We start from the raw sequence: 12,072 nt of genomic DNA on the forward strand, positions 1-12,072 counted from the left end.
GGGACATATTATGATAGATACTGAAAAAACATTAGTGGCTATTGACCTCGGCTCAAGATGGGTTAAGGTGGCAGTTGCAACACAGGACGAAGACGGAGAATTGCATATTCCCGCATACGCGATGCGCCAAGCAGAGGGCTTTTCTAACGGCGATGTGAAAAATATGGAGAAATTAAAAAGCTGCATTTATTTGGCAATAAAAGAAGTCGAGGAAAACTGGGGCGAGGATATTGACCCGTCTAAAACGCCTGTTTATTATTCCGTTTCGGGCAATAACATAAGCGGCAAAAACACCGCCACCGAAATGCGGCATATCCAAAGCGTCGATTATGCAACAAAAATCGGAGAAGTCGGCGAAGAAGATATTCGGTGGTTAAAAAAATCGCTTGAAGCGTCCGTATTACCCAACGGCTTCAAAAAAATCGGAATGATAACACAATGTTTTCAGGTGGACAGCAACAGAGCAATAGAAAATCCGATAGGTCTCAACGGACAGGAAATTAAAGCGGCTGGGCACATCATTACGGATTCTCAAAGCCATATCGCAAATTTGGAAAGTGTTATAAGTAAAGCATTTGCGGTCGATAACGACGACGTGGAAGAAGGAAATATAAAACTTATTCCTGTTGCGGCAAGTTTGGCTTCGGCGCTTGCGGTTTTGACGGAAGAGCAGAAAGATGCAGGAGTTGCAATCGTCGATATTGGTGAAGGTTGCAGTGATTTATCGGTGTTTAGAGATAAATATCCTGTTTTGACTTGTTGTAATGCGGAAAGAGCAGGCGGAGCCATTACCAAAGAAATTAAAAAACTGCTTCAGAATATAAGCACGGATTATGCGGAAAGCATTAAAAAAGAATATGCTTGCGCCAATCCCGAAAAAACAGGAAGCAAAGAAACTATTCAAGTTGATTTTTTGAACGGTGAAAAAGGCATTTTACTGGTCGGTACGCTTGCTTCGTGGGTTCGTGATATTGTAATACACTTGTTCGGAAATGTAAAAGACGCACTGAACGGCAACATAGCAAATACAACCTACAGAAATATTATTTTGCAAAACGGCATAGTAATAACAGGCGGAACGTCAATGCTTAAAGAAATTTCGTCTATTGCTATGCAAGTTCTTGATTTGCCCGTAAAAATCGGCAAGCCTAACGTTATACCGATAAAAGAATTTCCAAGATTGAACGATGACCCGAGTTTCAGCACACTTATCGGACTTTGCCAATACGGAATGGAAAACTACGAATACTCGGAAGGAGTAAAGAGAAAGAAAAAAAGCGGTTCCGCAAAATCTAAAAACAGAAACAGCGGTGGAGTCGGAGCGTTTTTTAATAATTTGAAAGAAACAATTAAAAACATACAAATTTCTTAAGGGAGGATTTAAATGCCTGTTGATTTTTCAAAATTAGGGTTGGATATTGAGCCTGCGGAGCTCAATATTGGTGTGGCTAAAGGTAATAGGGCGGACTCAACAGCGCTCAGACAACCAATGGTACAAACAGCGCAATCGGTTGCTGTGGAGAGCGATTTTGATGAGGATTTTGTGTCTGCGAACTTTATAATCCCAAAAATCAGAACCGTAGTACTGAGTTGTGGTAATGCCGGCGGAAACATATTGAAACACATTCTCACAAAAAATCCTTGTGAAGATGTCGAGTATATTATGACCGATACCGATTATATGGCGTTAAACAAAAAGCGCACGGATAATTGCAAAGTAATGCTTTTGGGCGAAAAGACCTGCAAAGGTTTCGGCGCAGGGATGCACCCGGAAATCGCAGAAGCGGCGGCTAATGAATCCGAAGAAAAACTGCGCAAAGTTTTACGCGGCGCAAGTTTGGTATTCATTATTGCAGGAGAAGGCGGCGGTTCGGGAACAGGTTGTTCGCCCGTTGTAGCAAGAATAGCGAAAGAAGAAGGCGCTAATGTTATCGCAATGGTCACCAAACCGTTCAGATTTGAAGGCAAAATAGTGATGAACAGAGCCGCTAAAGGCATAAGCGACCTGAGAGATCAAGTTGACGCGATTGAAGTTATCGACAACCAAAAAGTTTTCTGCATAGGCGACGCCAATATTCCCGCTTCGGTCAGATTTTCTAAAATCGACGAGTTCGTTTCGGATATGGTTGCAGGTTTTGTGAATGTAACAAGAGACGCATCGACAATCAAACTTGACTTCCAAGATTTAAAGAAAACCTTAGAGGAATGTCAAGGGGATCTCTTCATAGGAGTGGGAGAATCGACTTATGACGCACCCTCAAACGGCGCGCCTTGGGACTACGGCGAACAGGCAATGATGGAAGCGATTGAGCGTGCGATTTCGTGCCCGCTTATCGACGGAGTAAATATGCAAAACGCCAAAGGTGTGATTGCATTGTATCTTGTCGGCGACGATATTCCGCTCGAAATTCTCGAAAAAGCGCAAGACGCGATTAACCTGAAAGTTGATGCAGAAAACGCAAACATTGTTTTCGGCGCAGATTTCAACGAGAATATGAACGGAAAAATCAAAGTTTTCTTCATCATAGCAGGACTTAACGCTTCCGAAGACGAAGTAAAAGAACACGTTGCATCATCGTTTATTGTAAAACCAAGCCCTTTTGAAAAAGGTGAAAAAATAAATATGTTCGATGGAAATGCAACAACAACAGAGGTGATAAAAATTGAAGAATTAGTCGGCGCTTCACAAGGAGTATCGAATATAACTACTGATTTTACACCAAATTCGGATACGAGCGAACCTGCAACGCAAACAATAACATCTACAGCCGATATTCAGAAAGTAAACGAACATAGAATAAAAGGCTCAAACAGCGGCGGAAGCATTTACGGCATTGACAGAGAAAAAACAAGCACCGAAAGCGCTGATAAACAACCAACTCCGTCAATTTACGGATTTGAAAAAGCGCCTGATTTTATGAGAATACAGTGTCAATAACCCCAAAATGAAGGGAAAAAAGCCGAGAACAAAATACGTTCTCGGCTTTTTTAACAAATTATGAAAATACTCGGAATAGACCCCGGCTCGCGCGCGCTCGGCTACGGGATAATAAATGTTGCCTCGTCAAAACTAAGCCCCGTCGAATACGGTGTTGTAAAATTAGACGTAAAGCAGGATTTGCCTTTTCGTTTGTGCGGAATTTATGAAAGCGTAAAAGAGGTCATAGAAAAACACAAACCCGATTTAATAAGCGTGGAAACGCCTTTTGTCGGCAAAAACATAAATTCGGCGTTTGTTTTGGGACACGCGCGCGGGGTAGTAATGCTCGTCGTCGGACAAAGCGGCGCAAAATACAGCGAGTTCTCCCCTACCCAAATAAAAAAAGCGGTAACAGGAAACGGATTAGCCGAAAAAGGGCAGGTCGAATATATGGTAAGAGCGCTTTTGGGACTTCCCGCAGACAAAATAAAAGACGACGCTTTCGACGCTCTTGCTTGTGCAATTTGTGGGTATAATTATTTGGGCGCGAACAGATAATATTGTATCTTTTTTATCCGCCGTATCACTTTCTGCAAGATTTTTGCAATTTCTGCCACTTTCTCTTAAGCCAAATATTATTTTAGTATTAAATCGTAAAACACAAAATATGTAAGGACGCTCTTATGGCTCAAAAAGAATATTCCGTCGGATATGCGTTGTTTATAGCTTGCGCGGCTGCTTTGGGCGGCTTTCTGTTCGGCTTTGACACATCCGTTATAAACGGAACTTTGGACGCATTGCGCTACAAGTTGGGCGCAAACGACGCGCAGTTGGGAATTGCGGCGGCGATAGCGGTTTTGGGCGCGGCTGTCGGAGCGTTTTCGGCGGGAACTTTAGCCGACAAATTCGGGCGGCGCAAAGTTATGCTGGTTGCAAGTTTTATCTTTTTTATGAGCTCCGTCGGCGCGGGCTTCCCGTATTTCCTTACGCTTTTGGGCGTGCATGGACACTATATGGCGGAATTTATCTTTTGGCGCGTGTTCGGCGGCGTTGGTATCGGCGCGGCAAGTATTATCGTTCCCGCATATATTGCCGAAATTGCGCCTGCGCCTTTGCGCGGTCGGCTTGCGAGTATGCAACAGCTAGCAATAGTTTTGGGGATTTTTGCGGCGTTATTGTCTAATTATGTATTGGGGATTATAAGCGGCGGAGGCGGCGCGGCAATCATAAACGAGTATCGTGAAATTACAGGCGTAACAACAATCGGCGCTTTTGAAACTTGGCAGTGGATGTTCTGGATTGAATGTATTCCCGCGGCGCTTTACGGTCTGCTCATCATATTTATTCCCGAAAGCCCGCGCTATTTAGTCGCTCGGCAACAGTCGGACAAAGCAGGCGAAATTTTAAGCAAAATTCTTTCTCCCAACGTTGTGGCGCAAAAAATAGAAGACATAAAAAAGAGTCTGACTTCCGAGGTTGCGCCGAAATTCAGCGATTTGCTCGAAAAAATAGCGGGCAAAACACGCCTTAAGCCTATTGTTTGGGTTGGTATAGGCATTGCGGCGCTTCAGCAGTTTGTCGGCATAAACGTTATTTTTTATTACGGCAACGTTCTTTGGCAATCGGTCGGTTTCACGCAACAAGACGCTATGATGACCAGCGTTATTACTTCCGCCGTGAATATAGCCAGCACGATTATCGCAATAGTTTTGGTTGATAAAATCGGGCGCAAACCTCTGCTTTTGGCAGGCTCTGTCGGTATGTTCGTCGCTCTCGGCGTTTTGGCGGTAATTTTCGGCAATGCGGGATTGGACGCGTACGGCAATCCTAAAATTCACGGATTATCGGCGTACACGGCGGTTATAGCGGCAAATCTTTACGTTGTATTCTTCGCTTTTTCTTGGGGACCTGTATGCTGGATTTTGCTCGGCGAGATGTTCAACAACAGAATTCGCGGCGCGGCGCTTGCTTTGGGCGGATTATCGCAATGGCTTTCTAATTTTGCCATATCGGCGACATTCCCGATTTTACTTGCAAAAATAGGTTTGGGCGGCGCTTACGGAATTTACTGTTTCTTTGCTTTTGTGAGCATATTCTTTGTATTGACCAAAGTAAGAGAAACCAAAGGAAAAGAACTGGAAGATATGTGATTTCTTGAATTATGAAAAATTTCAGCGAAATTATAGCCGGTATTCCCGAAAATTCGGGCGTGTATATTATGAAAGATATTGCCGACGAAATTCTCTACATCGGCAAAGCGATAAACTTAAAAAAGCGCGTTTCCTCGTATTTTAACGACGGCGGCGACGGGCGTTTTCAATTGCCCGCGCTGGTTTCCAAAATAGAAAACATTGAATTTATTGTTTGCCAAAACGAGACGGAAGCGTTGCTTTTGGAAGCAAATTTAGTGCGCGCCCACAAGCCGCCGTACAACCTTTTGCTCAAAGACGACAAGCATTATCCTTACATAAAAATAACAAAAAACAGCGACGAATTTGCGCGAATTTTGATTGTGCGAAAAGTGGAAGCCGACAAAAACGCGTATTTTGGTCCTTTTACCGATACAACCCAACTGCGATTGGTGGTTGGCGCCCTCAAAAAAATCCTGAAAATTCGCTCTTGCAACCTTAATATTTCAAGCAAAAAAACGCTTCGTCCTTGCATAAACGCGGCAATGAAACTGTGCCTTGCTCCTTGTAATCAGTCTGTTAGCGCAGAGGATTACGCGATTTTTACCGAGCAGGCGATAAAGTTTTTTCAGGGGCAACAGCGCGAAATGATATCTTTTCTTGAAAATCAAATGGCGGATTTGTCGCAAAATTTGGAATACGAAAAAGCGGCGAATATCAGAGACATACTTTTCGGAATAAAAAAATTAGTTCGCAAACAAAACATAGATTTTCGCAATCCAAATCTTGACTGCGACGTTTTTGCGGCTTGCGAACAGAATAAATTCCTGTGCTTTACAACTATGAACGTGCGAAACGGAAACCTTATCAATCAAAACAATAAAGTTATTCCGATAACCGCGTGGCATTACGACGACCGCGCAAAACTGATTGTAGATTATTACACGACTTCAGCAAACGCCGTCCCCAAAAGCATTGTTTTGTCGCAGGAATTTTCGGAAGAAGAGGATTTAATCCGCGATTTTATTTCGCAAAAATACAAAGCACGAACATTTGTCGCAAAAAACGGATATGCCGCAAAACTTGTTAATTTAGCGCAAAAAAACTGTCAAATTTATCTTGCGCAAACCTATATAAATAATCCGACCGAAATTTTGGAAGAATTGGCGCGAGTATGCAAATTGCCAAAAATCCCAATAACAATAGAGGCGTTCGACATAAGCAACGTCGGCGATAAATTCTGCGTTGCGGGAATGGTGAGTTTTGTAAACGGAATGCCGAATAAAGCGGATTATCGGCGCTTCAAAATAAAAACCGTATCGGGTCAAAACGACTTTGCAATGATGATGGAAGCAGTAAAAAGACGACTTTCGCGACTTGTCAAAGAAGAAAAACCGTTCCCCGATTTACTGCTGATTGACGGCGGAAAAGGGCAGTTATCAGCGGCTCAAAAAGCAATCTCGCAATTTGAAAACCCGCCAATGGTTATTTCGATTATCGAAAAAAAAGAGCTGATAATTTCACCGCACTGCAATTTTTCCGAAATTCAGCTTGGAGAAAGCCACCCTGTCCGACGACTTTTGCAAAGAATTCGCGACGAAGTTCACAGATACGCGATAACCTACCACAAAAAAATCCGCGGACGTCAATTTAATCACACAATTTTGCTCGATATCGAAGGAATAGGCGAAAAAAAAGCGGAAGCGCTACTGAAAACATTCGGAAGCGTGCAGGAAATTTCCGAGAAATCGGTTGAGGAATTGATGACGGTTGAAGGAATAGGCAAAAAAGACGCGGAATTGATTTTGGTTGAATTGAAAGAGATGTTTTAAAAACGCTCCCGCCCATTATGTAGAGACACAATGCTTGCGTCTCCTTGCCGCACGATAGACAACGTTAATATTCACAAAAACACCGTAAAAACGCCTACGAAAAAATGATGGCATTAGACAAATTGGCAATTTTACACAATTATGCAAACCTTACACCAATCTTGCGATTTGGTCTTACATCTATAAAATATCCCATTACTCCAAGTATCACTCCAAAACCTAAAAGCACAAGCATTGTTTCCATTTTTACCTCCTTGAACTGCTTAACCACAAACCGATAGAAAATAAAATCAAAGATATGCCGGCTCCAACAATAAGCATTTCAGTGCTACTTATAATTCTGTTAGTGACAACATTATCAACCACAAAAACGGCAAGAATAATTTTTGCTGTGTCAATCAAAAATTTCCCGATTTCACTCTTGTGCGTATTCTTTTCGTTTTCAACTGCAACTTTGCCTATAATTTCAACTCGTGAGAGTTTTTTACCGCGCTTAAATCTCATAATTATTCTCTCTTTCTTTCCTAAATATACTATATTTCCCTGCCCATTATCGAAATTACTGTAAATTTTTCTATTAAAAGACAAACCACCAAAAATCGCCATAAATCGAAAAATCTCGTCAGCTCGCTGTGAAATTTATTATTTTCCGTTCCGAAATATGTAATTAAGGAGAAAAAATGACGAGTTTTTGGAAATTGCTTTCGCTGATTTTCGGCACTAAGCAAGAAAGAGATATGAAAAAATTGCGCCCCGTTCTTGCAACTGTGAACGCGCAATGGGAAAGCATAAAAAAGTTATCGGACGACGAACTTAAAAATAAAACCGCGGAATTCCGCCAAAGATTAGAAAAAGGCGAAACGCTCGACGACATTTTACCCGAGGCGTTCTCGGTTGTGCGAGAAGCAACTCACAGAGTTTTGGGCGAAGGAAAAATCGTAAAAGACCCGATTACAGGCAAAGATATTCCGTATATGGCGCACTTTGACGTCCAAATTCTGGCGGCTACCGCGCTTCACAACGGTTGCATCGCCGAAATGAAAACGGGCGAGGGAAAAACGCAGGTCGGACCCGTTGCGGCATACCTTAACGCGCTCCCCGGAAAAGGCGTTCACGTCATCACGGTAAACGACTACTTGGCAAAGCGCGACAGCGAGTGGATGGGCAAGATTTTCAACTTCTTGGGACTTACCGTCGGATGTTTGGATAAGACCGAGCCATCGTCTCAACAACGCCGCGACGCGTATAATTGCGACATAACTTACGGAACGAACAACGAATTCGGCTTCGATTATTTGCGCGACAATATGGCAATTCATCACACGCATTGCGTTCAGCGCGAACTTAATTACGCCATTATCGACGAAGTGGACAACATATTGATTGACGAAGCGCGAACCCCGCTTATTATTTCGGGCGCCGCCGACAAAGACAACAAAGAATACGAGGAATTACAGCCGCTTGTGCGCAAACTTGTCGCCGCTCAGCACAAACTTATGAGCGATAATTTCACAAAACTCAAAGAAAAAATCCAAAAGGAAGAATACGACCGCGAACTGGGACTTTTAATGCTTATTGCAAAACGCGGCGAGCCCAAAAACCAAATTTATCTGGATGGAATGAAGAACACCGACATCGCAAAAATCACTCGTTCGGTCGAACAGGAATTCTTAATTGAAAAGAAACTTCACACTATCGACAACGAACTGTATTTTACGATTGAAGAAAATCAGCACTCGGCGGAAATGAACGAAAAAGGGCGCGAATTTATCGGCGGCGCAAACAAAGATTTCTTTGTGGTAAACGACTTGGCGGTAATAATCGGCGAAATAAACAACAACGCCGACCTCACAATCGAGCAGAAAAACGAACTCCGCGAAAAGGCGCACGCAGATTTTTCGGAGCGTTCCGAGCGGATTCACAGCGTAAGTCAGTTGCTTAAAGCGTTTGCGCTCTACGAAAAAGACGTAAACTATGTTGTTCAGGACGGGCAGGTTTTGATTGTCGATGAATTCACGGGACGTATTTTGCCGGGGCGCCGTTGGTCGGACGGGCTTCACCAAGCGGTAGAAGCGAAAGAAAACGTGAAAGTTGCAGGCGAAAGTCAAACTTTGGCGACAATTACTTTCCAAAACTTCTTTAAAATGTACAATAAAATTGCGGGAATGACGGGAACGGCGGCGACCGAAGCAAAAGAATTCGGCGACATTTACAAATTGGACGTTATCCAAATTCCGACAAACCGCACAATAACAAGAATTGACGCGGACGACGAAATTTACAAGACAAAAAAGGAAAAATTTGAGGCGGTCGTCAAAGAAATTAAAGGTATTCAAGAAAAAGGCGCGCCGATTTTGGTGGGCACAGTTTCCATAGAAATGTCGGAATATTTGAGCCGAATGTTGGAGCGAAACGGCGTCAAACACGAAGTTTTGAACGCAAAAAACCACGCGCGCGAGGCAAGTATTATTGCGCAGGCTGGTAAAAAAGGCGCGGTGACAATCGCAACAAATATGGCGGGTCGCGGAACGGACATAAAACTTGGCGGAAACTTTGAAGCGCTCGCCAAAGAAAAACTGCGGTTTGACGGCGAAGACCCCGAAGCATTCACCAACGAAGAAATGCTTGAGCGCTACCCCGAACTTGTCGGCGAAATAGAAAAAGACCAAGCGGAAGTTTTGGAAGCAGGCGGACTTTTTGTTCTGGGAACGGAAAGACACGAAAGCAGACGTATAGACAACCAGTTGCGCGGACGGGCGGGACGTCAGGGAGACCCCGGTTTGTCGAAATTTTTCCTTTCGCTCGACGACGATTTAATGCGAATTTTCGGCTCGGACAGAATGGCGGGAATTTTGGACAGAATAGGCGTAGAAGAAGGCGAAACAATATCGCATTCACTACTCACAAGAGCAATCGGCAACGCGCAAAGAAAAGTCGAAGGACGAAATTTCGAGATAAGAAAACACCTTAAAGAATACGACGACGTAATGAATATGCAGAGAACGGAAATTTACGGTTTGCGCCGTCAAATTCTCTTCGGGGACGATATTTCCAAGGAAATAAAAGAGCAGTTTGCGGGCGCGTTGGAAGACATTTTAGTTAAAACCTGCGGCGAAAAAGATAGAAATCAGTGGAATATTCAAGAATTGGAACTTCAATTAGCGAATGTTTTCGGCATTGTAATCGACAAGGAAAAATACAATTTTGCCCAAATCAGCATAGAAGACCTTTTTGACGGGCTTTGGGCGGAAGTGAAAGAATATTACGAAACCAAGGAAAAACGTATCGGCACGGAGCAACTTCGCGAATTGGAACGCCGCGTTTTGCTGATAAATATCGACGATTTGTGGAAGCACCACCTTTACGAAATGGATCACCTTAAACAGTCGGCGCACTATGCAAGTTTCGGGCAGAAAAACCCGCTTTTCGAATACCAAAGAGAGGGCTTAAAAGCCTTTGAAGCGCTTCGCGGAAACATTGCAAAAAAGACGACAAGTATGCTTTTCCGTGTAGAAATTGTAGAAAACGTCGGATACAGAAATCAAAATCGCAGAGTGGTTGAGTTCCACGGCGGCGCAATGCCGATTATGGGCGGACAGCGTTCTCAAGCGGCAAAACCGCAAAATCCCGCCACTCCCCCAATCCCGTTTGAAAGACAAATGCCAAAAGTCGGACGAAACGACGATTGCCCCTGCGGAAGCGGAAAGAAATACAAAAAATGCTGCGGAGCGGCGGAGTAAGTTATCGGTTTGTGTTTTAGCGTTGAGTTTGGTTGTCTATATTTTACCTGTTGTGAATTGATGATGGCTCGCAACCGTCTGCTTCAGCTAGTTGCGGAATTTCGCGGATTTGTTGGTAGATGCAATTAGGTATTACGCAATTTCTTACCTCTGTACCTTCCGCCCAACAAATTGCGAGAATGCTTATCACCCAATTATAATCCAAGCGTGGGCATTTGAGTTAATCGCTATTGCACCGATGTCTGTTGTATCTTTTCGGAGAGCAGACGGCGGCACTCCGAATACACCTGTAGGTCTTGAGCTAGAAAGTCCCATAGCATTATTTGCTCCCTCGGCATTATAAAATACAGAAGAAAATGTTGCGCCGTGAGTACCCGCCTAAAATCCCACCGCCTTCTACAGTTGAACTGATTAATACTCTTGGAGTTGCCAGTTATTATCCCTGAAGCATAAGAATTTGTGAATGTTACGTTGTGCGCGTTAAACGTACTACCTACCAATCCACCACCGGATACTTCCCCTCGACCGTAAACCGATAGATTACCTGTTGAATAAGAGTTCTTATCGGGACCCAATTGTTGGTAAGTTCAATATCAGCGCCAAAACATTAATAAACTTGCCCATAAAGCAACCCTCCTGTAAAAAATTAAAGCAAGAACAGTCAAAGGCTGTTCTGCCCAAAATTCATATTTGCGAAAATACTGAAATATATCCTATTATTTTAATTAGAAACAGGCTGGCAGAACAATCTCAACGGGCAGTCTTGACAACAATATCGGCATTTTATTATTTTCTAAACTTGTTTAGAACTTGTTTAGTTTAGAAAAAAGGAGCAAAAATGAACACTAAAGAAAGAATTATAGCCGCAACTATAGAACTTATTAAGAAAAGCGTAGAGAATACCACCAATATAAGCACCAGATCGATTACACAAAAAGTTGGAATAAGCGTAGCCGTTGTTAATTACCATTTTCAGAACAAAGAGCGGTTGTTTGACATTTGTTTGGAGCGAATGCTATGCGATGTTCTCAAAACTTTTAATCTGTCGGAGCACAACCATTTAGATATGCAGAAACATAAACTAAAAACGGTTTTTGATTTTTTGTCCAAATATTCTGCAGTGGCAAGAATATCTACGCTTGTAAATTTCACAAAGATTTTTTTTGAATACAATCTTGATAATAAAGAGCAAAGAGACGCTATTCTTGACTTGTTGGTGGATAGTTTATTCGGCAATACCGAGCCAAAACCCGAAATCAGACAAGAAAAGAAAGGAAACGAAAACTCGCAGAAATGATGGTGAGGCAGGAATTTTTTATCGTTTTATAGCCATAATATGTAATCTGCAATTTTGCCCTCATTAATTTATACAAACACTTAAATGTAAAATAATATTTGTTTCTGAAAAATTAGGGGATTTTATGATTTTGGAAAAAATTTGGACGTTTTGT

Annotated in this window: 8 protein-coding genes; 7 read left to right on the forward strand and 1 reads right to left on the reverse strand. The window is 42.7% G+C overall.

The genetic code is table 11. The annotated features are described in order from the left end of the window. Positions 1 to 10: 10 nt before the first annotated feature. The 5 genes from ftsA (at position 11) to uvrC (ending at position 6,881) form a co-directional block, all read left to right on the forward strand. Positions 11 to 1,372 carry a cell division protein FtsA gene (ftsA, locus tag FWE23_05365; protein ID MCL2844862.1) on the forward strand — a complete coding sequence of 454 codons (1,362 nt, stop codon included), beginning with the start codon at positions 11 to 13 and terminating at the stop codon, positions 1,370 to 1,372. 12 nt (positions 1,373 to 1,384) lie between these two features. Further along, positions 1,385 to 2,938: a cell division FtsZ family protein gene (locus FWE23_05370; GenBank protein MCL2844863.1), complete on the forward strand. Its 1,554-nt coding sequence runs from the start codon at positions 1,385 to 1,387 to the stop codon at positions 2,936 to 2,938. 60 nt (positions 2,939 to 2,998) lie between these two features. Beyond that, entirely contained in the window at positions 2,999 to 3,478 is a 480-nt protein-coding gene (gene ruvC / locus FWE23_05375; protein ID MCL2844864.1) for a crossover junction endodeoxyribonuclease RuvC, read from the forward strand. Between the two features lie 125 nt (positions 3,479 to 3,603). Then, positions 3,604 to 5,070, forward strand: coding sequence for a sugar porter family MFS transporter (locus FWE23_05380; protein MCL2844865.1), 1,467 nt, complete (start codon positions 3,604 to 3,606; stop codon positions 5,068 to 5,070). 11 nt (positions 5,071 to 5,081) lie between these two features. Further along, positions 5,082 to 6,881, forward strand: coding sequence for an excinuclease ABC subunit UvrC (gene uvrC, locus FWE23_05385; GenBank protein MCL2844866.1), 1,800 nt, complete (start codon positions 5,082 to 5,084; stop codon positions 6,879 to 6,881). A 246-nt stretch (positions 6,882 to 7,127) separates the two neighbouring features. Here uvrC and FWE23_05390 read toward each other — a convergent pair whose 3' ends face one another. Then, the gene (locus FWE23_05390) at positions 7,128 to 7,385 is read right to left on the reverse strand and encodes a hypothetical protein (protein ID MCL2844867.1); all 258 of its coding nucleotides are present in this window, start codon (positions 7,383 to 7,385) and stop codon (positions 7,128 to 7,130) included. Between the two features lie 176 nt (positions 7,386 to 7,561). Here FWE23_05390 and secA point away from each other — a divergent pair, with 176 nt between their 5' ends. Both secA and FWE23_05400 read left to right on the forward strand, forming a co-directional pair. Next, positions 7,562 to 10,621, forward strand: coding sequence for a preprotein translocase subunit SecA (secA, locus tag FWE23_05395; protein MCL2844868.1), 3,060 nt, complete (start codon positions 7,562 to 7,564; stop codon positions 10,619 to 10,621). Positions 10,622 to 11,459: 838 nt separating this feature from the next. Next, positions 11,460 to 11,918, forward strand: a complete 459-nt coding sequence (locus FWE23_05400; protein MCL2844869.1) for a TetR/AcrR family transcriptional regulator — start codon at positions 11,460 to 11,462, stop codon at positions 11,916 to 11,918. The last annotated feature ends 154 nt before the right edge of the window (positions 11,919 to 12,072 follow it).

It is taken from the genome of Chitinivibrionia bacterium (genome assembly GCA_009779925.1).
Lineage (GTDB): Bacteria > Fibrobacterota > Chitinivibrionia > Chitinivibrionales > Chitinivibrionaceae > WRFX01.

Excerpts from the sequence above, each read along its gene's own strand:
- ftsA (MCL2844862.1), top strand. The coding sequence starts at position 11 with ATGATAGATACTGAAAAAACATTAGTGGCTATTGACCTCGGCTCAAGA.
- FWE23_05370 (MCL2844863.1), top strand. The coding sequence starts at position 1,385 with ATGCCTGTTGATTTTTCAAAATTAGGGTTGGATATTGAGCCTGCGGAG.
- ruvC (MCL2844864.1), top strand. The coding sequence starts at position 2,999 with ATGAAAATACTCGGAATAGACCCCGGCTCGCGCGCGCTCGGCTACGGG.
- FWE23_05380 (MCL2844865.1), top strand. The coding sequence starts at position 3,604 with ATGGCTCAAAAAGAATATTCCGTCGGATATGCGTTGTTTATAGCTTGC.
- uvrC (MCL2844866.1), top strand. The coding sequence starts at position 5,082 with ATGAAAAATTTCAGCGAAATTATAGCCGGTATTCCCGAAAATTCGGGC.
- FWE23_05390 (MCL2844867.1), bottom strand. The coding sequence starts at position 7,385 with ATGAGATTTAAGCGCGGTAAAAAACTCTCACGAGTTGAAATTATAGGC.
- secA (MCL2844868.1), top strand. The coding sequence starts at position 7,562 with ATGACGAGTTTTTGGAAATTGCTTTCGCTGATTTTCGGCACTAAGCAA.
- FWE23_05400 (MCL2844869.1), top strand. The coding sequence starts at position 11,460 with ATGAACACTAAAGAAAGAATTATAGCCGCAACTATAGAACTTATTAAG.